This window comes from Streptomyces sp. NPDC044571 (assembly GCF_040647115.1).
Lineage (GTDB): Bacteria > Actinomycetota > Actinomycetes > Streptomycetales > Streptomycetaceae > Streptomyces.
In genome coordinates, this window is record NZ_JBEZBN010000065.1 from 1 (window position 1) to 22,463 (window position 22,463).

The 22,463-nt window shown below is 71.7% G+C and carries 20 protein-coding genes and 1 pseudogene; 16 read left to right on the top strand and 5 right to left on the bottom strand.

Annotation, left to right across the window (positions count from 1 at the left end; genetic code table 11):
• Positions 1–103: 103 nt before the first annotated feature.
• Positions 104–754: an NAD(P)H-binding protein gene (locus AB0B01_RS26615; protein ID WP_361724035.1), complete on the bottom strand. Its 651-nt coding sequence runs from the start codon at positions 752–754 to the stop codon at positions 104–106.
• Positions 755–822: 68 nt separating this feature from the next.
• On the opposite strand from AB0B01_RS26615, the gene AB0B01_RS26620 reads away from it, so the two are divergent.
• Positions 823–1,428, top strand: a complete 606-nt coding sequence (locus AB0B01_RS26620; RefSeq protein ID WP_361724038.1) for a helix-turn-helix domain-containing protein — start codon at positions 823–825, stop codon at positions 1,426–1,428.
• A gap of 25 nt (positions 1,429–1,453) precedes the next feature.
• On the opposite strand, the gene AB0B01_RS26625 is transcribed toward AB0B01_RS26620, so the two are convergent.
• Positions 1,454–2,335 carry a carbohydrate kinase gene (locus AB0B01_RS26625; RefSeq protein WP_361724041.1) on the bottom strand — a complete coding sequence of 294 codons (882 nt, stop codon included), beginning with the start codon at positions 2,333–2,335 and terminating at the stop codon, positions 1,454–1,456.
• 91 nt (positions 2,336–2,426) lie between these two features.
• On the opposite strand from AB0B01_RS26625, the gene AB0B01_RS26630 reads away from it, so the two are divergent.
• The gene (locus tag AB0B01_RS26630) at positions 2,427–2,885 is read left to right on the top strand and encodes a Rieske (2Fe-2S) protein (protein ID WP_361724044.1); all 459 of its coding nucleotides are present in this window, start codon (positions 2,427–2,429) and stop codon (positions 2,883–2,885) included.
• Between the two features lie 86 nt (positions 2,886–2,971).
• Positions 2,972–3,843: pseudogene (locus AB0B01_RS26635) on the top strand (IS5 family transposase).
• On the opposite strand, the gene AB0B01_RS26640 reads toward AB0B01_RS26635, so the two are convergent.
• Both AB0B01_RS26640 and AB0B01_RS26645 read right to left on the bottom strand, forming a co-directional pair.
• Positions 3,827–4,315 (bottom strand): GNAT family N-acetyltransferase, encoded by a 489-nt coding sequence (locus AB0B01_RS26640; protein ID WP_361724047.1) that lies wholly within the window; start codon positions 4,313–4,315, stop codon positions 3,827–3,829. The pseudogene AB0B01_RS26635 and the gene AB0B01_RS26640 overlap by 17 nt on opposite strands.
• Positions 4,316–4,390: 75 nt before the next feature.
• The gene (locus tag AB0B01_RS26645; RefSeq protein ID WP_361724050.1) at positions 4,391–5,341 is read right to left on the bottom strand and encodes a hypothetical protein; all 951 of its coding nucleotides are present in this window, start codon (positions 5,339–5,341) and stop codon (positions 4,391–4,393) included.
• A 228-nt stretch (positions 5,342–5,569) separates the two neighbouring features.
• Here AB0B01_RS26645 and AB0B01_RS26650 point away from each other — a divergent pair, with 228 nt between their 5' ends.
• From AB0B01_RS26650 to pgi, 13 genes are all read left to right on the top strand, one after another.
• A complete protein-coding gene (locus AB0B01_RS26650; RefSeq protein ID WP_361724053.1) occupies positions 5,570–6,190 on the top strand; it encodes a papain-like cysteine protease family protein in 621 nt (206 codons plus the stop codon).
• A 5-nt stretch (positions 6,191–6,195) separates the two neighbouring features.
• Positions 6,196–6,984: a hypothetical protein gene (locus AB0B01_RS26655; RefSeq protein WP_361724056.1), complete on the top strand. Its 789-nt coding sequence runs from the start codon at positions 6,196–6,198 to the stop codon at positions 6,982–6,984.
• Between the two features lie 232 nt (positions 6,985–7,216).
• A complete protein-coding gene (uvrC, locus tag AB0B01_RS26660) occupies positions 7,217–9,253 on the top strand; it encodes an excinuclease ABC subunit UvrC (RefSeq protein WP_361724059.1) in 2,037 nt (678 codons plus the stop codon).
• A complete protein-coding gene (gene rapZ, locus AB0B01_RS26665) occupies positions 9,250–10,233 on the top strand; it encodes an RNase adapter RapZ (protein WP_361724062.1) in 984 nt (327 codons plus the stop codon). Before uvrC ends, rapZ begins: the two co-directional genes overlap by 4 nt.
• Positions 10,230–11,300, top strand: a complete 1,071-nt coding sequence (yvcK, locus tag AB0B01_RS26670; RefSeq protein WP_361724065.1) for a uridine diphosphate-N-acetylglucosamine-binding protein YvcK — start codon at positions 10,230–10,232, stop codon at positions 11,298–11,300. The genes rapZ and yvcK overlap by 4 nt, the downstream gene beginning before the upstream one ends.
• Positions 11,291–12,280: a DNA-binding protein WhiA gene (whiA, locus tag AB0B01_RS26675; protein ID WP_356849235.1), complete on the top strand. Its 990-nt coding sequence runs from the start codon at positions 11,291–11,293 to the stop codon at positions 12,278–12,280. Before yvcK ends, whiA begins: the two co-directional genes overlap by 10 nt.
• A gap of 164 nt (positions 12,281–12,444) precedes the next feature.
• A complete protein-coding gene (locus tag AB0B01_RS26680; RefSeq protein WP_361724068.1) occupies positions 12,445–15,408 on the top strand; it encodes a M14 family zinc carboxypeptidase in 2,964 nt (987 codons plus the stop codon).
• 231 nt (positions 15,409–15,639) lie between these two features.
• On the top strand, positions 15,640–16,644 hold the full coding sequence (gene gap / locus AB0B01_RS26685) for a type I glyceraldehyde-3-phosphate dehydrogenase (RefSeq protein WP_361724071.1): 1,005 nt from the start codon (positions 15,640–15,642) through the stop codon (positions 16,642–16,644).
• Between the two features lie 124 nt (positions 16,645–16,768).
• The gene (locus tag AB0B01_RS26690; RefSeq protein ID WP_361724074.1) at positions 16,769–17,980 is read left to right on the top strand and encodes a phosphoglycerate kinase; all 1,212 of its coding nucleotides are present in this window, start codon (positions 16,769–16,771) and stop codon (positions 17,978–17,980) included.
• 6 nt (positions 17,981–17,986) lie between these two features.
• Positions 17,987–18,763: a triose-phosphate isomerase gene (tpiA, locus tag AB0B01_RS26695; RefSeq protein ID WP_361724077.1), complete on the top strand. Its 777-nt coding sequence runs from the start codon at positions 17,987–17,989 to the stop codon at positions 18,761–18,763.
• 161 nt (positions 18,764–18,924) lie between these two features.
• On the top strand, positions 18,925–19,146 hold the full coding sequence (gene secG, locus AB0B01_RS26700; RefSeq protein ID WP_361724080.1) for a preprotein translocase subunit SecG: 222 nt from the start codon (positions 18,925–18,927) through the stop codon (positions 19,144–19,146).
• Positions 19,147–19,334: 188 nt separating this feature from the next.
• The gene (locus AB0B01_RS26705; protein ID WP_007263454.1) at positions 19,335–19,670 is read left to right on the top strand and encodes an RNA polymerase-binding protein RbpA; all 336 of its coding nucleotides are present in this window, start codon (positions 19,335–19,337) and stop codon (positions 19,668–19,670) included.
• 138 nt (positions 19,671–19,808) lie between these two features.
• Positions 19,809–21,515, top strand: a complete 1,707-nt coding sequence (pgi, locus tag AB0B01_RS26710) for a glucose-6-phosphate isomerase (protein WP_361724107.1) — start codon at positions 19,809–19,811, stop codon at positions 21,513–21,515.
• A 66-nt stretch (positions 21,516–21,581) separates the two neighbouring features.
• Here pgi and pgl read toward each other — a convergent pair whose 3' ends face one another.
• The gene (gene pgl / locus AB0B01_RS26715) at positions 21,582–22,364 is read right to left on the bottom strand and encodes a 6-phosphogluconolactonase (RefSeq protein WP_361724083.1); all 783 of its coding nucleotides are present in this window, start codon (positions 22,362–22,364) and stop codon (positions 21,582–21,584) included.
• Positions 22,365–22,463: the final 99 nt, after the last annotated feature.

The following is a 22,463-nucleotide window of genomic DNA, read 5'->3' on the forward strand; positions in this document are numbered from 1 at the left end:
GCACAGCGGGGCGATGCGGTGCTCGTGCGGGTCGTACCCGGTGTGCCAGTCGCCGCGCAGCAGGGTCAGCGCCTGGACGGGGTCGAGCCCGCGGGGGCCCGGGTCAGGCGGCGACGCCCACCGCTTGATGGAGGGTCGAGGGGTCCGCCAGGGAGGTCAGGAGGGCGTCCGCGACGTCCGCGCGGGCGATGACCCGGCCCCCCGGCACATTCGCTCCGACCACCCTGCGGTAGCGGCCGGTGCCCGGCCGGTTCAGCAGGCGCGGCGGCCGGATCACCGTCCACTGCGTGCCGCTCGCGCGGATCGCCGCCTCCATGACGGCCAGATCCGCGTACAGGTCCCGCAGCGCCCTCCGCAGCAGCGGAAGGAAGACCTTCCTGCTGAACCACCCGTCGTCCGTCACGTCCGGCCCCACCGGGGCCGCGCTGACCGCCGCGAGGCGGCTCACCCCGGCCCGGTCCATGGCGCTCACGATGGCCCGTAGCGCCGGCCCCGTGACCGGAGCCAGCCGTGCCTGCTTGTTGCCGGCCGCTCCCAGCGCCGAGATCACCGCCGAGCGGCCGGAGAGGACGGGGAGCAGGGCGTCCTCGTCCGTGAGGTCGGCGATGACCGCCACCCGGAGCCGGTCGTGGGCCGCAACCCCCAGCCGGGCCGGGTCCCGGACCACCGCCGTCACCTCGTGACCTGCGTCGAGCGCCTGGCGGACGACCTCGCGGCCTACGCCGCCCGAGGCTCCGAACACCGTGAGTTCCATGGCTGAGCTCCCGCCTCCCCAAGGTGGGTGAGTATTTACTCACCCTTGGATGCCCCTAGAGTGAGTGAATGCTCACCTCGAAGTCAAGCCGTCCCACGCCCGAGCGGCTGCTCGACGCCGCCGAGACGCTGATGCGCACCATCGGCCTGGCCAACACCACGACGAAGGCCATCGCCCGGGAGGCGGGCTGCTCGGAGGCCGCGCTCTACAAGTACTACGCGAACAAGGAGGAGCTGTTCGTGCGGGTGCTCATGGAGCGCACGCCCAACGCCGGACCGCTCATGGCCGAGCTCGGGGGGGACCACGCGGAGCGCTCCGTGGAGGACGGCCTCGCCGCCATCGCCCGGCACGCCTCCCTCTTCTACGCGGACGCCATGCCCATGGCGGCCTCGCTCTTCGCCGAGCCCGCACTGCTGACCCGGCACCGCGAGGGCGTCCAGCAGATCGGCACCGGGCCGCACGTCGTACGCGACGCCCTGACCGCGCACCTGCGCCGGGAGCAGGACCGCGGGCGGCTGCGCCCGGACGCCGATCCCGCGGCCGCCGCCGCGCTGCTGCTCGGCGCCTGCTTCCAGCGGGCCTTCTTCCTGCACTTCTCCGGCGCGGAAGTCGTCCAGCCCGTCGAGGAGTTCGCCCCCGCCGTGGCCCGTACCCTGTGGGCCGCCCTCCGCTGAGCCGTGCGCCGGCGCGTGGGCCGGGCTAGGCGCCGAGCTCTCCCGGGTACGGCGGCTCGGCGCCCGCCCGCGTGCAGGTCAGGGCGGCCGCGTGGGCGGCATGGGCCAGGACGGCGGGCCAGTCCACCGGGCCGGACCGCCCGGGGGCGGTCAGCCGGTGCAGCAGCGCCGCGTTGACCGTGTCGCCCGCACCGATCGTGTCGACCACCGCGACCGGACGGGCGGCCGCCGCGTGCTCCGCGCCCTCCCGCGTCCGGACCGTCAGTCCCTGGTCGCCCCGGGTGAGCACCACCGCGGACGGCCCCGCCGCCAGCCAGTCCTCCACCCGGCCGCCCAGCCACCGGGCGTCCTCCTCCGACAGCTTGAGGACGGACACGTACGGCAGCCAGCCGCGGAACCGGGCCCGGTAGGCCTCCGGGTCCGGGATCAGCCCGGGCCGGATGTTGGGGTCGAGCAGGGTCAGCAGCCCGCGCCGCGACTCCCGGCGCAGCAGGGCCTCGTACGCGCTCGCGCCCGGTTCCAGCGCGAGCGAGCAGGTGCCGAGGGCCAGGGCGCGGGCGCTCGCGGGAAGCGCGCCGGGCAGGGTGAACAGCCGGTCCGCCGTGCCCTCCACGTAGAAGCCGTACGCCGCCGAGCCGTCCGGGGCCAGCGAGGGCACGGCGAGGGTGGTGGGCTCCGGGCCGCGCTGGACCAGCGAGAGGTCGACCCCGGCCGCCCGCAGCCCGGCCAGCAGGCTTTCGCCCAAGCCGTCCGTCGAGACCCTGGAACAGAAGGCGACGTCCGCACCGAGCCGGCCCAGCGCCAGCGCGGTGTTGTACGGCCCCCCGCCCGGCCGCGGCAGCAGCGCGCCCGGCGGCTGCGCCACGGGCACCAGGTCGATCAGGGCTTCTCCGCCGACGACGATCACGCGGGGGAAGCTATCCCATCGGCCGCCGGTATCGTCGGGTGGGCCCGGCCGACGGAGTGCCGGCCGCCGCAGTCCGAACCAGGAGCACCACATGTCCGCCTCGCCGTCCCTCCCCTCGCCCCGCCGGGAGATACCCCCGGCCCGCCGTACCGTCCTCAAGGGCGCCGCCGCGCTCGTCGGGGCGGCCGGCGCCGGAGCGACGCTCGCGGCCTGCTCCCCCGAGGGCAACAGCGGATCCGGCTCCCCGGCGGTCCCCACCGCCCCGGTCGAGCTCGGAGCCGCGTCCGAGGTGCCGGTCGGCGGCTCGAAGCTGTTCCGCGAGCGGAAGCTGGTCGTCAGCTGCCCCGCCGAAGGCCAGTACAAGGCGTTCAGCGCCCAGTGCACGCACGCCGGCTGCGTCCTGGACAAGATCGTCGAGGGGGAGGGCAACTGCCCCTGCCACGGCAGCCGCTTCGACGTGGCGACGGGCAAGGTGCTGCGCGGCCCGGCCGCCGACCCGCTGCCCGCCGTCCCCGTCAGGGCCGAGAACGGCAGGCTCATCGCCGGTTGACCGCACCCGCCGCCCGCCGGCGTGCCGGCTAAAGCCGTGTTTTAGAACTGGGTCCGTGTCTCGCCTCGTGCCGTGATGATCTCGGTGTGGGGCGAGGGGATCTTTCGGATGACCAGTGGGCGGTGCTGGGGCCGTTGTTGCCGGTCGCGATGTTGGGCAGGCCTTCGGTGTGCCGGCGGCGGTTGATCGACGGGATACCGCCGGCGGGTGCGGACTGGGGCCCCGTGGCGGGATCTGCCGACGGAATACGGTCCGTGGCAGACGGTCTATGGGCTCTTCCGTCGCTGGCAACGCGATGGTGTCTGGGCGGCGGTGTTCACCGGGTTGCAGGCCCGGGCGGACGCAGCCGGGCTGATCACTTGGGAGGTGAACGTCGACTCCACGATCTGCCGGGCCCATCAGCACGCGGCCGGTGCCCGGCGCGACGGCCAGACCCAGAAGGAACCACCGGGCGGCCGCCAGGCCGAACCCGACGATCACGGCCTGGGCCGTTCCCGCGGCGGTTGGACCACGAAGAATCACCTGGCCTGTGAACAAGGGCAGAAAGCCGTTATCGCTGCTGGTCACAGCCGGGCAGTGGGGAGACAGCCCGCAGTTCACAGCCGTGTTGGGAGCCATCCGGGTCCCTCGCCTCGGCCTGGGCCGGCCACGAGTTCGTCCGTTGCGGGTCCGTGGTGACAAGGCGTACTCATCGCGCGCGAACCGTGCCTACCTGCGTCGGCGGGGAATCCGCTGCACGATTCCGGAACATGCCGATCAGGCCGGCCACCGCAAGCGCCGGGGCACCGTCGGCGGGCGGCCTCCGGCCTTCGACCGTGAGGACTACAAGGCCCGTCACGCAGTTGAGTGCGGCATCAACCGGCTGAAACGGAACCGGGCTGTGGCCACCCGGTTCGACAAGCTCGCGGTGCGCTTCGCGGCCACCGTCTTGGTCGCCGCGATCAACGAATGGCTGTGACCTCGGTGCCGATGACACGCTGGCGGCTCACGACGAACCGCAGCTCCGGACGGTCCCACGTGACCTTCGGCGGCGTGGGGGCCACGACGCCGACCCGCTCGGCACCCATGCGGAGGTAGAACCGTTCCGCCGGCGGATTCGACACGACCCGCACATCGGTCAAACCCGCACTCTGCGCCTGGTCGAGCATGTGCTCCATCAAGAGCTTCCCCACCCCCGTCCCCTGCGCCTCGTCGGAGACGAACGCCAAGTCCAACTCGGCGGGATCCAGTATCAGGGAGTAGAAACCCACGAGCTGACCAGTGATATCGATTGCGGCGAAGACCTGATGCCGCTCGATGTAGGCAGCGGTCACCTTGTAGCCGACGATGACGCTGGCGTACTGGCCACGGTACGCCTGGGACTCCTGCACCAGAGCGGTGAGCCCCTCAGCATCTATCCCAGTGGCCCGCCTGATCCTTATGTACTCCATGGCGCGCAGTATAGGGATCAATCGCACCCGAGAGCCTTACAGGGCCTGCCACCTTTCTCCTTCCAAAACACGGCCTTAGGCCCAGTCCCAGGCGATGCCGAGGATCCCGCGCCGCACCGTCGGCTCCACCAGGTGCACCGCCCGGTGGCGCCCGCTCGGGGTCAGGTCGGCGAGGTCCCTGCTCGGCGCCCCCGGGCCGGAGCGGGTGAAGCGCCGGCAGCGCACCGGCAGCGCCGCCTCGTCGAAGCGGACCTGGAGCACGTACTGCCCGCCGGTGTAGCTGAACCCGCGGACGTACTCGGTGCTGCGGCCGCCGGTCCCGTCCTCGAAGCCGTACCCGAAGACGTACGTGTCCCCGGCGCGCAGCCGGGCGTCGAAGAGCAGCTCGGCGACGAGCACCTCCGCCTCGCCGTGCCAGCGCACCCGGCCGGTGCGGCAGTTGTCGTGCGCCTGGACCCGCACCCGGGCCGGGTCGCACCCCGGGTCGCCGTGGTGGACGGCGAGGTAGCGGTCGACCCCGTCGCGGTGGGCCCGTACGACGTGCTGCGACTCGCGGCCCAGCAGCTCGCCGGCGCCTCCGATGCGCACCCGCTCGTGGTGGCCGACGGTGTGCAGGCCGCCGTCGGCGGGCAGTTCCATGCCGGCCAGCAGCTCCTCCACGGCCGCCCCCACGCTGATCAGCGCCCGGTACGAGCGGGACGGCGGACGGACCGCTTCCGGCCCGGCGCCCCGCCCGGACTCGGTCAGCAGCCGCAGCAGCGTGCCCGTGGGCAGTTCGAGGATCTGCTCCAGGGCCCGTACGGCCCGCAGGGACTCGGGGCGGCGCGGGTGGCGGGCGCCCTGCTGCCAGTAACTGAGGCTGGTCACTCCGACCTTGATGCCGCGGGCGGCCAGCCGGTGCTGGACGCGGTGCAGCGGCAGCCCGCGAGCGGTGAGCGCGGCGCGCAGCGCCAGATGGAAGGGCCCGGTGCGCAGCAGGTGCGCGATGTCCTCGGTGCTCGCCGCGCCCTGCCCCGTCGACCGCATGGCGGCTCCTTCTGTGAACGTTCACCCGCGGTGGGACGGGAGGGTCTGCCGTGGGCGTCCGGGGTCCAGGTGAAAGGACGGCAGCCGTTCACACGGCGGTCCCGCCGTTCACACTGCAATGTCACCGCGTATTGAAGCGTGTTGACCTGATCGCGACAACACCTTGATGCTCCTCCTCAGCGTCCGGACGCGCTCCTCCATCCCCACTCCCCCCACGGGAGGAACGCGATGCGCAACCGAAACCGGCGGCTGTCCCTGGCCGCCGTCCTCACCGCCGTGCTCTTCGCCCTGCCCACCGCCACCGCCACCGCCGCCGGTGCCGGTACCGACTCCGCCGCCGGTGCCGGTGCCGGTACCGACTCCGCCCTGTCCGCCAAGCGCCTGAACATCACCATGCAGGCGCAGCAGAAGACCAACTGGTGCTGGGCCGCCAGCGGCAACACGATCGCCACGTGGTTCGGCCGCACCTACACCCAGAACCAGTTCTGCAACGCTGCCTTCAACCGCCCTCAGGGCTACGACTGCCCCAACAACCAGGCCACCCTGGGCAACGTCCAGACCGCCCTGAACTGGGCCGGGATCAGCCCCGGCTCGTACGTGAACGGCTGGCTCCGCTACAGCACCGTACAGACCGAGATCGACGCGAACCGCCCGATCGAGACCCGGATCCAGTGGTCCAACGGCGGTGGCCACATGCACGTGATCTACGGCTACGACACCGCGAACGGCTGGGTCTACTGGGGCGATCCGTGGCCGTCCAGCGACCGCTACAACTGGGCCTCCCACGCCTGGTACGTGGACAACAGCACCTTCTCCTGGACCCACTCGCTCTACCGGATCGGGGTGTGAGCGCCATGACCGCGACCGTACGCACCGCCGCGGCCGTGCTCGCCGCGACCGCCGGCCTGGCCCTCGGCCTGACCCCGCAGGCCTCCGCCACACCCGTGCCGCAGCCCCGGTCGGTCACCGCCGAGACCCGGGCCGAGGCGGGCCGGGCGGCCGCCGCCCCCGACACCCTGGCCACCCTCTCCCGGTTCTTCGCCCGGGAGGGCAAGGTCACGGTGGCCGCCGCACAGCCCCGCATCCAGGGGGAGGCGGTCCCGGTCCACTACCTCTCCCCGGACTTCGTCGCGGGCAGGCCCGGCGCGTCCGTGGCCCGTCTGGAGTTCCTCGCCACGAAGGCGGTCTCCTCCGACGGGCAGCAGGCCTCGCTGTGGACCGCCAGGACCGGGGCGGGCTGGCAGGTGGTGAACATCGCCACCGGCGACGACGAGTTCCGCTACGCGCAGCTGGGCGCCGCGAAACTGCCCGGCGGCACGGTGTTCCGGGAGCCGCAGACCGACGCCTGGTACGTCGCCGGGGACAGCCGGGTCCTCCCGCTGGACGAGGACGCGGTACGGGCGGTGGGCGACGGCGGGACCACCCTCGCCGCCTACCGCACCCGTGTGGTGAAGGCGTACGGGGACAAGCTCCCCGGTTCCGCCTACGCCAAGGCCGGCAAGGCCGGCGGCTTCGACACGGCGGCACCCGCCGCCGCCGGGGCCGACGTGCCCGTGGTGGCGGGAGCCGCCGGCGCACTGGCGCTCGGCGCAGCCGGATCGGCCGCCCTGCTGCGCCGGCGCCGGCGGGCCGCGCAGGTCTGATCCGCCGGGCACCCCCCGACCCCCGCAGGGCTCGGCCGTCCCCCCGGACGCCGGGCCCTGCGGGACCGTCCCCCCGCCCTTCTGCCGTTCACCGGGCTCCGCACGGACCCCGGGCCGCAAACGCCGGCGGGGCTGGATCCGGCCGGCCCGTGCCGGTGGGCCCGGGCCTGCGCCGCCCGCCCGGCCGAGCCGGTGCTGCCGGGTTGTCGGTCCCCGCAAGTAGGGTGTTGGCATGGCCGACCCTTCCAGTTACCGCCCCGCGCCGGGACAGGTGCCCGACTCCCCGGGGGTCTACCGATTCCGCGACGAGCACCGCCGGGTGATCTACGTCGGGAAGGCCAAGAGCCTGCGCCAACGCCTGGCGAACTACTTCCAGGACGTCGCCGGCCTGCACCCCCGTACCGCCACGATGGTGACCACGGCCGCCTCCGTCGAGTGGACCGTCGTCTCCACCGAGGTCGAGGCGCTCCAGCTCGAATACTCCTGGATCAAGGAGTTCGACCCCCGGTTCAACGTGAAGTACCGGGACGACAAGAGCTACCCCTCCCTTGCCGTGACCATGAACGAGCAGTACCCCCGGGTCCAGGTCATGCGCGGCCCCAAGAAGAAGGGCGTGCGCTACTTCGGACCGTACGGGCACGCCTGGGCCATCCGCGAGACCGTCGACCTGATGCTGCGGGTCTTCCCCGTGCGCACCTGCTCCGCCGGGGTGTTCAAGCGGTCCGCCCAGATCGGCCGCCCCTGCCTGCTCGGCTACATCGGCAAGTGCTCCGCGCCCTGCGTCGGCCGCGTCACCCCCGAGGAGCACCGCGAACTGGCCGAGGACTTCTGCGACTTCATGGCCGGCCGCACCGGCACCTACCTCTCCCGCCTCGAACGCCAGATGCGCGAGGCCGCCGAGGAGATGGAGTACGAGAAGGCCGCCCGGCTGCGCGACGACATAGGGGCGCTGCGCCGGGCCATGGAGAAGAACGCCGTCGTGCTCGCCGACGCCACCGACGCCGACCTCGTCGCGGTCGCCGAGGACGAGCTCGAAGCCGCCGTCCAGATCTTCCACGTACGCGGCGGCCGGGTCCGCGGCCAGCGCGGCTGGGTCACCGACAAGGTCGAGGCCGTCGACACCGCGGGGCTCGTCGAGCACGCCCTCCAGCAGCTGTACGGGGAGGAGAAGGGCGAGGCCGTACCCAAGGAGGTGCTGGTCCCGGCGCTCCCCGACGACGCCGCCGCGCTCGCGCTGTGGCTCGCCGAGCGCCGCGGCTCCCAGGTCAGCCTGCGCGTGCCGCAGCGCGGGGACAAGAAGTCGCTCATGGAGACCGTGCACCGCAACGCGCAGCAGTCCCTGGCCCTGCACAAGACCAAGCGCGCCAGCGACCTCACCACCCGCTCCCGGGCCCTGGAGGAGATCGCCGGGGCCCTGGAGCTGGACAGTGCGCCGCTGCGCATCGAGTGCTTCGACATCTCGCACCTGCAGGGCGAGGACGTGGTGGCCTCCATGGTCGTCTTCGAGGACGGCCTCGCCCGCAAGAGCGAGTACCGGCGCTTCCAGATCAAGTCGCATCCGGGGCAGGACGACGTCCGCTCCATGCACGAGGTGGTCTCCCGGCGGTTCCGCCGCTACCTCCAGGAGAAGCTGAAGACCGGGGAGTGGTCCCCGGAGGACGGCGACGAGCAGCCGGCCGAGGACGAGGGCAGGCCCAAGCGCTTCGCGTACCCGCCCCAGCTCGTCGTGGTCGACGGCGGGCAGCCGCAGGTGGCCGCCGCCCAGCGGGCCCTGGAGGAGCTCGGGATCGACGACGTGGCGGTGTGCGGCCTGGCCAAGCGGCTGGAGGAGGTCTGGCTGCCCGGCGAGGACGACCCGGTCGTACTGCCGCGCAGCAGCGAGGGCCTGTACCTGCTGCAGCGGGTCCGTGACGAAGCCCACCGGTTCGCCATCCAGTACCAGCGCAACAAGCGCGGCAAGCGGCTCAGGTCCGGCCCCCTGGACGAGGTGCCGGGACTCGGCGAGAGCCGCAAGCAGGCCCTGGTCAAGCACTTCGGTTCGGTGAAGAAGCTGAGACAGGCGACAATCGACCAGATCTGCGAGGTCCCGGGCATAGGCCGCAAGACGGCCGAGACCGTGGCCGCGGCGCTCGCCCGGGCGGTCCCCACCGGTCCTGCCGTCAACATGGCGACAGGAGAGATCATTGAGGATGACCATCCCGCGCCAGTGGGAGGGAGTACCCCCAGCGGTGGCTGGGGGACATCGTCCGAACGGGGGACCGAGCAATGACCGAGCACGCGTCCGAGCACGAGACCGCGCACACCACCGACCACACGACCGAGCACGACCGAGACGGAGCACAGGTGACTACGGGCACGACAGCGGAGCCCGGAGATACCGCCGAGGCGGCCATCCCCGAACTGGTGATCATTTCCGGCATGTCAGGGGCCGGCCGCAGCACGGCGGCCAAGTGTCTGGAGGACCTCGGCTGGTTCGTCGTCGACAACCTCCCGCCCGCCCTGATCCCGACCATGGTGGAGCTCGGCGCCCGCTCGCAGGGCAATGTGGCGCGGATCGCCGTCGTCGTCGACGTCCGCGGCCGCCAGTTCTTCGACGCCCTGCGCGAGTCCCTCGCCGACCTGGAGCTGCGCGGGGTCACCCGGCGCATCGTCTTCCTGGAGTCCTCCGACGACGCGCTGGTCCGCCGCTTCGAGTCGGTCCGCCGCCCGCACCCGCTCCAGGGCGACGGCCGCATCGTCGACGGCATCGCCGCCGAGCGCGACCTGCTGCGGGAGCTGCGCGGCGACGCCGACCTGGTGATCGACACCTCCAGCCTCAACGTGCACGAGCTCCGCGCCAAGATGGACGCGCAGTTCGCCGGCGACGAGGAGCCCGAGCTGCGGGCCACCGTCATGTCCTTCGGCTACAAGTACGGCCTCCCCGTCGACGCCGACCTGGTCGTCGACTGCCGCTTCATCCCGAACCCGCACTGGGTGCCCGAGCTGCGCCCCTTCACCGGTCTGAACCCGGAGGTGTCGGGCTACGTCTTCAGCCAGCCCGGCGCCAAGGAGTTCCTCGACCGCTACACGGAGTTGCTCCAGCTCATCGCCACCGGCTACCGCCGTGAGGGCAAGCGGTACGTGACCATCGCGGTCGGCTGCACGGGCGGCAAGCACCGCAGTGTCGCCATGTCGGAGAAGCTCGCCGCCCGCCTCGCCTCCGAGGGAGTCGAGACCGTCGTGGTCCACCGGGACATGGGGCGCGAGTGACCGGACGCACGCTGCGGCTGCGCCGCCTGCGCCGTCTCACCTCGGGACGGGACGAGGACGGCGCCCGCCGTACCGGGCTGCGCCGCGGCGCAGCCCCCAAGGGGGCCGCACCCAAGGTCGTCGCCCTCGGCGGCGGCATGGGGCTATCGGCCTCCTTGGCGGCCCTGCGCCGGATCACCGGCGAGCTCACGGCCGTGGTCACCGTCGCCGACGACGGCGGCTCCAGCGGCCGGCTGCGCGAGGAGCTCGGCGTACTGCCGCCCGGCGACCTGCGCAAGGCGCTGGCCGCGCTGTGCGGCGACGACGACTGGGGCCAGACCTGGTCCCGCGTCATCCAGCACCGTTTCCAGTCCGCCGGCGCCCTGCACGAGCACGCCGTCGGGAACCTGCTGATCGTCGCCCTGTGGGAGCAGCTGGGCGACCCGGTCCAGGCCCTCGACCTGGTGGGGAAGCTCCTCGGCGCCCAGGGCCGGGTCCTGCCCATGTCGGCGGTGCCCCTGGAGCTCCAGGCGCTGGTCAGGGGCCACGACCCGGCCCGACCGCAGGACGTGGACACCGTCCGGGGACAGGCCACGGTGGCCACCACCCCCGGCGAGGTGCTCTCCGTCCACGTCGTGCCCGGCGACCCGCCGGCCGTGCCGGAGGCCGTGGCCGCGGTGCTGGACGCGGACTGGGTGGTGCTCGGTCCCGGGTCGTGGTTCTCTTCGGTGATCCCGCACCTGCTGGTCCCCGAACTCCTCGACGCGCTGATGGAGACCAAGGCCCGCCGGGTCCTGTCGTTGAACCTCGCGCCGCAGCCCGGTGAAACAGAGGGCTTCTCTCCGCAGCGTCATTTGGAGGTTTTGGCCCGACACGCCCCTAAACTCGCCCTGGACGTGGTGCTGGCCGACCAGGCCGCCGTGCCCGACCGCGAGTCCCTCGCCGATGCCGCACAGCGGTTCGGTGCCGCGGTCGAACTGGCCCCCGTGGCCAGGCAGGACGGCTCTCCGAAGCATGATCCGGAGCTGCTCGCCGCCGCGTACGACCGTATTTTTCGGATGCATGGAAGGATCGGCCCATGGCGATGACGCCAGCGGTGAAGGATGAGATCTCCCGGCTCCCCGTCACCCGGACCTGCTGCAGGAAGGCGGAGGTCTCGGCGATTCTTCGGTTCGCGGGCGGGCTGCACCTGGTGAGCGGGCGGATCGTCATCGAGGCGGAGCTGGACACCGGGATCGCTGCCCGGCGCCTGCGCAAGGACATCCTGGAGATCTTCGGCCATTCCTCGGACCTCGTGGTCATGGCTCCCGGCGGACTGCGCCGCGGCAGCCGCTACGTCGTCCGCGTCGTGGCCGGGGGCGACCAGCTGGCCCGCCAGACGGGCCTCGTGGACGGTCGGGGCCGCCCCATCCGGGGTCTTCCCCCGCAGGTGGTCTCCGGGGCCACCTGTGACGCCGAGGCGGCCTGGCGCGGCGCCTTCCTGGCCCACGGCTCGCTCACCGAGCCGGGCCGGTCCTCCTCGCTGGAGGTCACCTGCCCCGGTCCGGAAGCCGCCCTGGCCCTGGTGGGCGCCGCCCGTCGGCTCTCCATCGCCGCGAAGGCCCGAGAGGTGCGCGGGGTGGACCGGGTCGTGGTCCGCGACGGCGACGCCATCGGCGCCCTGCTGACCCGGCTCGGCGCCCACGAGTCGGTGTTGGCGTGGGAGGAGCGGCGGATGCGGCGCGAGGTGCGCGCCACCGCCAACCGCCTGGCCAACTTCGACGACGCCAATCTGCGCCGCTCGGCCCGGGCCGCGGTGGCCGCCGGGGCCCGCGTCCAGCGCGCCCTGGAGATCCTGGGCGAGGAGGTGCCCGAGCACCTGGCCGCGGCCGGCCGGCTGCGCATGGAGCACAAGCAGGCCTCCCTGGAGGAGCTGGGCGCGCTCGCCGACCCGCCGCTGACCAAGGACGCGGTCGCCGGCCGGATCCGCCGCCTGCTGGCGATGGCCGACAAGCGGGCCCAGGACCTCGGCATCCCCGGCACCGAGTCCAACCTCAGCGAGGAGCTGGCCGACAACATGGCCGGCTAGCCGGTCGGCCCTCTCCCGCGTCCTCGGACAGGGCCGTAGGCCTCACGGGGCCCGCACGTCACACGTGCGGGCCCCTTTCGGCCACGCCCCATTGACATGAGCATGGGCCGGTCGTGAGCCTGGCGGGCGAACGCTTTCGTGGCACACGACGCCCAGGGGGGCACATGAGGCACCGCGCGAGATCGATCCTCGCCGCCGGCACGCTCGTCCTCGGAACCACACTGGCCGCCTTACCGGTGGCGGCCCACGCCCGGCCCGCGCCGGACGCGGCCTCCGGCGCCGACGAGGTCCGCGTCTACGACGCCGACATCACCAGGGAGCAGGTCCCGCTGGTGCTCGCGGCCGGCCAGGACGCCCACGAGCTCGCCGAGCGCGCCCCGCAGACCGGTACCGCCCACGTCGAGCTCTTCCTCACCGGCGGCCAGGCGAAGGAGCTCGCCGCGAAGGGCGTGAAGCTCGCCGAGCGCAAGGTCCCCGCCAAGGCGGCGGAGCGCTCCCGGGCCGCCGGCGACGGGGTCTTCCGCCCGTACGGCGGCAAGGGCGGCCTCCAGGAGGAGATCCTGAAGACCGCGCAGGCCAACCCCGCCCTCACCAAGGTCGTCTCCATCGGCAAGACCGTCCAGGGCAAGGACATCCTCGCGCTGAAGGTCACCAAGAACGCCCGGACGACCAAGGACGGCGACAAGCCGTCCGTGCTCTACATGTCGAACCAGCACGCCCGTGAGTGGATCACGCCCGAGATGACCCGGCGGCTGATGCACCACACCCTCGACAACTACGGCAAGGACCAGCGGATCACCAAGCTGGTGGACTCCACCGAGCTGTGGTTCCTGCTGTCCGCCAACCCCGACGGATACGACTACACCCACGCGCCCGGGGGCAACAGGCTCTGGCGCAAGAACCTGCGCGACAACAACGGCGACGGAGCCATCACCGCGGGCGACGGCGTCGACCTCAACCGCAACTTCGCCTACAAGTGGGGCTACGACAACGAGGGCTCCTCCCCGAGCACGTCGAGCGAGACCTACCGCGGCCCCAAGGCCTCCTCCGAGCCCGAGACCGTCGCCCTCGACCGGTTCGAGAAGCGCATCGGCTTCCGGTACGCCATCAACTACCACTCCGCATCCGAGCTGCTGCTCTACGGAGTGGGCTGGCAGGTGGCCACACCGACCCCCGACGACGTCGCCTACAAGGCGCTCGCCGGCACCCCGGAGAACCCGGCCGTCCCCGGCTACCACCCCCAGCTCTCCTCCGAGCTCTACACCACCAACGGCGAGGCCGACGGCCACGCGGGCAACGTCAACGGCATCATGATGTTCACGCCGGAGATGACCACCTGCCAGACGGCCTCCGCGAGCGACCCGAACGACCGGTGGAAGCCCGAGGACTGCCAGTCCGGCTTCAACTTCCCGGACGACGAGAAGCTGATCCAGGCCGAGTTCGCCAAGAACGTCCCCTTCGCGCTGGCCGTCGGCGAGTCCGCCGCCCACCCCGACCAGCCCAAATCCTCCGTCGGCCTGAGCGCCGCCGACTTCACCCTCGACCCCTTCACCACCTCCTACGCGGCCGGCCGTGAGGGCCAGACGGTCTCCGTCACGGCCCGCAAGGCGCTGAAGGACAAGCAGCTCAACTTCCGGATCAACGGCGGCCGCACGCACGACGAAGGCCTCAAGCCGTGGAAGGGCGGCCAGGTCTACGGCGGCGAGGACAACAACTGGTTCGACGAGTACCGAGCCACGGTCGACGGCGCGAAGCCCGGCGACAAGGTCGAGGTCTGGTTCACCGGCCGGGACCGCTCCGGGAGGAAGGCCACCAGCGAGCACTTCACGTACACGGTCGCGGAGCGGCCGCGGGGCGCCGACGTGCTGGTGATCGCCGAGGAGGGCGCCACGGCCCAGCACGCGCAGGAGTACGTCGACGCGCTGCGCGCCAACGGCAAGTCCGCGACGGTCTGGGACGTGGCGGCGCAGGGAGCACCGCACCACCTCGGTGTGCTCTCCCACTTCCGCACGGCCGTCCACTACACCGGCGCCAAGACCCCCGGCGGGCCCACCCAGCTGGCGGTCCGCGACTTCCTGAACGAGGGCGGCAAGCTGATCGAGGCCGGCGAGCTGGCGGGCGGCAACGCCCAGGTCGGGCGCGCCGTCACCGACGACTTCAGCCAGTACTGGCTCGGCGCCTACGACCGTACGAGTGTCACCGGCGCCACCGGATTCACCGGCACGGGCGCCCTCGCCGGGGCCAAGGGCGCCCTCGCCGACGCCGCCGGCAACCCCCTCAACGCCCCCGGCTCCTACGCGGTGACCTCCGAGGCCCTGCCGCCGGCGCAGTTTCCGCAGTTCAAGAGCGCGCAGGCGGGCCAGTACGCCGGGGTCGTGAACCCGTACGCCCCCTACGCCGGCGCCGGGATGGCCGCGGCCACCCACGACGACAACGACTGGAAGCGGCTCACCCGCACCATCGACCTGACCGGCGTCACCGCGGCCGACAGGCCCCAGCTCAAGATGGCCCTGAACTGGAACACCGAGCCGGGCTACGACCACGCCGTCCTGGAGGCGCACACGGCCGGCGGGGAGGACTGGACCACCCTTCCCGAGGCGGGCGGACAGACCGGGAACGCCGTCCCCGAGGAGTGCGAGGGCGGGTTCTTCGTGAACGGCCACCCGTTCCTGCGCCACTACCTCACCGTGGCCTCCGGCGGGTGCACCCCGCAGGGCACCAGCGGCACCTGGAACAGCTTCACCGGTTCCTCCGGCGGCTGGAAGCAGGTCTCCTTCGACCTGAGCGCGTACGCGGGCAAGAGCGTCGAGGTCTCGCTCTCCTACGTCACCGACCCGGGCTCCGGCGGCCGCGGCGTCTTCGCGGACGAGGCGCGCCTCTCCGTGGGCGGCGCCGACCAGGCCGCAGAGGGCTTCGAGACCTCGCTGGGGGCCTGGACCGCGCAGGGCTCCCCGGCCGGAAGCCCTCAAGTCCCGGGCGACTGGGCCCGTTCCGGGGAGCTGTACAAGTCCTATGCCTCGGTCACTACGCGTAACACGGTGCTCCTCGGTTTCGGCCTGGAACACCTGCCGACGGCAGCGGATCGAGCGGTACTCGTCGGTAAATCACTGCGTTCCCTGAACCGGTGATCGACGGACCCCCTGCCGCTCACTCTGAGTGACGCGGCTCGGAGGCCCGCGGCGCCCCGTACCCAGACCTGCGGTACGGGGCGCCGCGGGAATCCCCCTGCAGGAGGGGGAGTGTCAGGTCCCGGCCGATGTCACCGAGAAGCTCACAGAGAGGTAGGGTCGTAAGCGGTCGGGGACATCCCATACAGCTCGCCGGCTGACAGACCGGCGCACCAACGAGGAGATCGGTTCGTGACGATCCGCGTAGGCATCAACGGTTTTGGCCGCATTGGCCGCAACTACTTCCGCGCGCTCCTGGAGCAGGGAGCGGACATCGAGATCGTCGGTGTCAACGACCTGACTGACAACGCCACCCTGGTCCACCTGCTCAAGTACGACACCATTCTGGGCCGCCTCAAGGCCGAGGTCTCCCACACCGAAGACACCATCACCGTCGACGGCAACACCTTCAAGACGTTCGCCGAGCGCGACCCCGCGAACCTGCCCTGGGGCGAGCTGGGCGCCGACATCGTCATCGAGTCGACCGGCATCTTCACGAAGAAGGCCGACGCCGCCAAGCACATCGCCGCGGGCGCGAAGAAGGTCCTCATCTCGGCTCCGGCCAAGGACGAGGACATCACCATCGTGATGGGCGTCAACCAGGACAAGTACGACGCCGCCAACCACCACGTCATCTCCAACGCCTCCTGCACCACCAACTGCGTGGCGCCGATGGCCAAGGTCCTCGACGAGAACTTCGGCATCGTCAAGGGCATGATGACGACGGTTCACGCCTACACGAACGACCAGCGGATCCTGGACTTCCCGCACTCGGACCTGCGTCGCGCCCGCGCCGCAGCCGAGAACATCATCCCGACCTCCACCGGTGCCGCCAAGGCGACCGCGCTGGTCCTGCCGCAGCTCAAGGGCAAGCTGGACGGCATCGCCATGCGCGTCCCGGTCCCGACCGGCTCGGTCACCGACCTCGTCCTGGAGCTCGACCGCGAGGTCACCAAGGACGAGATCAACGCCGCCTTCCAGAAGGCGTCCGAGGGCCAGCTGAAGGGCATCCTCGACTACACCGAGGACGCGATCGTCTCCTCCGACATCGTGAACTGGCCGGCCTCCTGCACCTTCGACTCCTCCCTGACGATGGTGCAGGGCAAGCAGGTCAAGGTCGTCGGCTGGTACGACAACGAGTGGGGCTACTCCAACCGCCTCGTCGACCTCACCGTCTTCGTCGGCGGCCAGCTCTGATTTCCGGAGCGGCAACCACGATGTGAAGCTCAGGGTCCGGGCGGCGCGACGACGCGCCGGCCGGACCCTGTAGTTTGCCTGTCGTTCTTCGCCCCGACATGGGCGCCTAAGGAGTCAGAAACACATGAAGACGATCGACGAACTCCTCGCCGAGGGCGTCTCCGGCAAGCGGGTCTTCGTCCGCGCCGACCTGAACGTGCCGCTCGCCGGCGACACCATCACCGACGACGGCCGCATCCGCGCCGTGCAGCCGACCATCGCGAAGCTCGCCGAGGCCGGCGCCCGCGTGGTCGTCGCCTCCCACCTGGGCCGCCCCAAGGGCGCCCCGGACCCGGCCTTCTCGCTCGCCCCCGCCGCCAAGCGGCTCGGCGAACTGCTGGGCGCCGAGGTCGCGTTCGCCACCGACACGGTCGGCGCCTCCGCCAGGGAGACCGTCGCGAAGCTCGCCGACGGCCAGGTCGCCGTCATCGAGAACCTGCGCTTCAACGCCGGTGAGACCTCGAAGGACGACGCCGAGCGCGGCGCCTTCGCGGACCAGCTCGCCGACCTCGCCGACGTCTACGTCGGCGACGGCTTCGGCGCCGTCCACCGCAAGCACGCCTCGGTCTACGACCTGCCCGCGCGCCTGCCGCACGCCGCCGGCCAGCTCATCGCCACCGAGGTCGGCGTCCTGAAGAAGCTGACCGCCGACGTCAAGCGTCCGTACGTGGTCATCCTCGGCGGCGCCAAGGTCTCCGACAAGCTCGCCGTCATCGACGAGCTGCTCGGCAAGGCCGACCGCCTCCTGATCGGCGGCGGCATGGCCTACACCTTCCTCAAGGCCAAGGGACACGAGGTCGGCATCTCCCTCCTCCAGGAAGACCAGATCCCGGTCGTCACGGAGTACATGGAGCGCGCCGAGAAGAACGGCGTCGAGCTGGTCCTGCCGATCGACATCCTCGCCTCCGCGGACTTCCCCGACCTCAAGGGCAAGACCCCGGCCGAGTACATCACCGTCGACGCGGACAAGATCCCCGCCGACAAGGAGGGTCTGGACATCGGTCCCCAGACCCGTGAGCTGTACGCCTCGAAGATCGCCGACGCCGAGACCGTCTTCTGGAACGGTCCCGTGGGCGTCTTCGAGCACCCCGACTACGCCGGAGGCACCCGCGCCATCGCGCAGGCCCTCGTCGACAGCAGCGCGTTCACCGTGGTCGGCGGCGGCGACTCCGCCGCGGCCGTGCGCACGCTCGGCTTCGACGAGAACGCTTTCGGACACATCTCTACCGGTGGCGGCGCCTCCCTCGAATACCTTGAGGGCAAGACGCTCCCCGGCCTCGCCGCACTGGAGGTCTGACCCTCAATGAGCACGCGTACCCCGCTCATGGCGGGCAACTGGAAGATGAACCTCAACCACCTTGAGGCCATCGCGCACGTCCAGAAGCTCGCCTTCGCCCTCGCCGACAAGGACTACGACGCCGTCGAGGTCGCGGTGCTGGCGCCCTTCGTCGACCTGCGCTCGGTCCAGACGCTGGTCGACGGCGACAAGCTGAAGATCAAGTACGGCGCCCAGGACCTCTCGGCGCACGACTCCGGCGCCTACACCGGCGAGATCTCCGGCTCCATGCTCGCCAAGCTGAAGTGCACGTACGTGGCCGTCGGCCACAGCGAGCGCCGCCAGTACCACGGCGAGAGCGACGAGCTCTGCAACGCCAAGGTCAAGGCCGCCTACCGGCACGGGATCACCCCGATCCTCTGCGTCGGCGAGGGCCTGGAGATCCGCAAGGCCGGCCAGCAGGTCCCGTACACGCTGAAGCAGGTCGACGGCGGTCTCAAGGACGTCCCGGCCGAGCAGGTCGAGTCCATCGTGATCGCGTACGAGCCGGTCTGGGCGATCGGGACCGGCGAGGTCGCGACCCCCGAGGACGCCCAGGAGGTCTGCGGGGCGATCCGCGGCCGCCTGGCCGAGCTGTACTCCCAGGAGCTGGCCGACAAGGTCCGCATCCAGTACGGCGGCTCGGTGAAGTCCGGCAACATCGCGGCGATCATGGCCCAGCCCGACGTCGACGGCGCCTTGGTCGGCGGCGCGGCGCTGGACGCGGACGAATTCGTCAAGATCGTCCGCTTCCGCGACCAGTAGGCACTGTGATCGTCGCAGTGAGTATGCGGTAGGGCGGATCCGTCGTACCCTTGCGGGGGCCGGGAGGCTGAACCATCAGCCGCCGGCCCTCGCGCGCATCCGGCAGCACACCGGGATGCCGGACAGCCAGTAAGCCAGACAGATAGGAATCAGCCGTGATTATGGGGTTCTCGATCGCCCTGATCGTCTTCAGCGCCCTGCTGATGCTGCTCGTGCTGATGCACAAGGGCAAGGGCGGCGGCCTCTCCGACATGTTCGGCGGCGGCATGCAGTCGTCCGTCGGCGGCTCCTCTGTCGCGGAGCGCAACCTGGACCGCATCACCGTCGTGGTCGGTCTGCTGTGGTTCGCGTGCATCCTGGCGCTCGGCATCCTGATGAAGTAGAGCCGCCTACGGTTCTCGCCATTCCGGCAGCCCGGCCGCCTGCGCCCCGCCTATCATGAGACTGGCGTCCACAGCCCGGAGTGAGTAACTCCATGTGATGGACGTGCGTTGGGCCTTACGTAGACTGGGGCGCCCGCGGCGGAAATCCACTGACGCTTCGCGGCACCATCACGCAGGGAGTTACGACCGTGGCAAGTGGCAACGCGATCCGTGGCAGTCGGGTCGGAGCGGGGCCGATGGGTGAGGCCGAGCGCGGCGAGTCCGCGCCCCGCCTGCGCATCTCCTTCTGGTGCTCGAACGGGCACGAGACGCAGCCGAGCTTCGCCAGCGACGCGCAGGTGCCGGACACCTGGGACTGCCCGCGCTGCGGGTTCCCGGCCGGCCAGGACCGGGACAACCCCCCGGCCCCGCCCCGCACCGAGCCGTACAAGACGCACCTGGCGTACGTGCGCGAGCGGCGTACGGACGCCGACGGCGAGGCGATCCTCGCCGAGGCGCTCGCCAAGCTGCGCGGCGAGATCTGAGACAGGTCGGCACAGGGCCCGGCCCGTGGGAGAAGACTCCTGCGGGCCGGGCCCTTTGCGCGTGTTGCGCCGCTTGTGATCCCTTAAGTTGGTGGTGGCGGGGCACGACAGGACGGAAGAAACGGGTTGATGTCCGAGATGAATGCAAATCAGGCCGCCGCGCGAAGCGCGTCAAACGAGGGTGGTGGCGGGCGACGGGAGGGACGTACGAGGCTCAACCGGACGCCCGAGTGGCTGGCACTCGGCAAGCACCGGGAAGCGCTGGGGAACACGCATCTGCGCGAGCTGTTCGAGGCGGATCCGAACCGGGGCACGGGCTACACCCTGCAGGTGGGCGACCTGCACATCGATTACTCGAAGCACCTCGTCACCGACGAGACGTTGGAACTGCTGCGCGAACTCGCCGCCGCCACCGGCGTGGCCGAGCTGCGGGAGGCCATGTTCCGCGGCGAGAGGATCAACACCACCGAGGACCGCGCGGTCCTGCACACGGCCCTGCGCGCGGCCGCCGACGCCGTCGTCGAGGTGGACGGCGAGAACGTCGTCCCCGGCGTGCACGCCGTACTCGACAAGATGGCCGCCTTCTCCGAGCAGATCCGCTCCGGGCAGTGGACCGGCTTCACCGGACGGCGCATCACCAACATCGTCAACGTCGGCATCGGCGGCTCCGACCTGGGCCCGGCCATGGCCTACGACGCGCTGCGCCCCTTCACCGACCGCGGCCTGACCGTGCGGTTCGTGTCCAACGTGGACGGCGCCGACCTGCACGAGGCCGTACGGGACCTGGACCCGGAAGAGACGCTGTTCATCATCGCGTCCAAGACCTTCACGACGATCGAGACCATCACCAACGCCGAGTCGGCCCGGGACTGGCTGCTCTCCGGGGTGGGCGGCGACCAGGCGGCCGTGGCACGGCACTTCGTGGCGCTGTCGACCAACGCCGAGAAGGTGACGGCCTTCGGCATCGATCCGGCCAACATGTTCGAGTTCTGGGACTGGGTCGGCGGGCGCTACTCCTTCGACTCGGCCATCGGCCTGTCGCTGATGATCGCGATCGGCCCCGAGGCCTTCCGTGAACTGCTCGCCGGTTTCCGGACGGTGGACGAGCACTTCCGCACGGCGCCGCCGCAGGAGAACGCCCCGCTGCTGCTCGGCCTGCTCGGGATCTGGTACGGCGCCTTCTTCGACGCCCAGTCGCACGCGGTCCTCCCGTACAGCCACTACCTGTCCCGGTTCCCGGCCTACCTCCAGCAGCTCGACATGGAGTCCAACGGCAAGTCCGTCGACCGGGACGGCAATCCGGTGGACTGGCAGACGGGACCGGTCGTGTGGGGCACGCCCGGCACCAACGGGCAGCACGCGTACTACCAGTTGATCCACCAGGGGACCAAGGTCATCCCGGCGGACTTCATCGGCTTCGCCCGGCCGGTGGCGGAACTGCCGCCGAGGCTGGCCGCGCAGCACGACCTGCTGATGGCCAACTTCCTCGCCCAGACGCAGGCGCTGGCCTTCGGCAAGACGGCGGACGAGGTCCGGGCGGAAGGGGTCGAGGAGTCCCTGGTGCCGCACAAGACCTTCCGCGGCAACCACCCGACGACCACCATCCTCGCCACGGAGCTGAGCCCCTCCGTACTGGGGCAGCTGATCGCACTGTACGAGCACAAGGTGTTCGTGCAGGGCGCGGTGTGGAACATCGACTCCTTCGACCAGTGGGGCGTGGAGCTCGGCAAGGTCCTGGCCAAGCGGGTGGAGCCGGCCCTGTCGCAGGGCGCGGACGTACCGGGCCTCGACCCCTCGACGAAGGCCCTCGTCGCCGCCTACCGGCGGCTGCGCGGCCGCGCCTGACGGTCCGGGCTCAGACGACGCGAAGGGCCCGCACCCTCGGGGTGCGGGCCCTTCGGCCGTACGGGCTCAGGCCGAGGCAGGCGGGTACATGCCCGGCGGGAGCTTCGCCGCGGCCGCGCGGTCCAGGAGCCACAGCGTCCGCGAGCGCCCGTACGCGCCCGCTGCCGGGGCTTGGAGTTCGCCGGCCCCGCCGAGCGCGATCGCCACCGCGCCCGCCTTGTCCTCGCCGGCCGCCAGCAGCCACACCTCCTTGGCCGCCCGGATCGCCGGGAGCGTCAGCGAGACCCGGGTGGGCGGCGGCTTCGGTGCGCCGTGGACGCCGACCACCGTGCGCTCGGCCTCGCGCGCCGCGGGGTGTTCCGGGAACAGCGACGCCACGTGGGTGTCCGGGCCGACGCCCAGCATCAGCACGTCGAAGCGCGGCACCGGCCCGTGGTCCTCCGGGCCCGCCGCCCGGCGCAGCTCCGCCGCGTAGGAGGCCGCCGCGGCGTCCACGTCATCCCCGTACGGGCCGTCCGAGGCCGGCATGACGTGGACCCGCGCCGGGTCCACCGGGACGGCGTCCAGCAGGGCCTCGCGGGCCTGGGTGTGGTTGCGCTCGGGGTCGTCGGCCGGGACGTACCGCTCGTCGCCCCACCACAGGTCGAGCCGGGCCCAGTCGACGGCGTCCCGGGCCGGGGCGGCCGCCAGGGCCGCGAGCAGGCCGTTGCCGTTGCGGCCGCCCGTCAGGACCACCGAAGCGCTGCCGCGGGCCGCCTGCGCGTCCACGATCTTCGTGATGAGCCGGGCCGCCGCGGCCTGGGCCATCAGCTCCTTGTCCCGGTGGACGACGACCTGGGGAGTCGTCATACCCATGTTCTTGCCGCCTTCTTGGTCGCGACTTCTCGGTCGGGAAATGGCTCGGCCGCCGGCCCGGCCCCTGCCCCCTCGGGGGCCGGACCCGGCCGA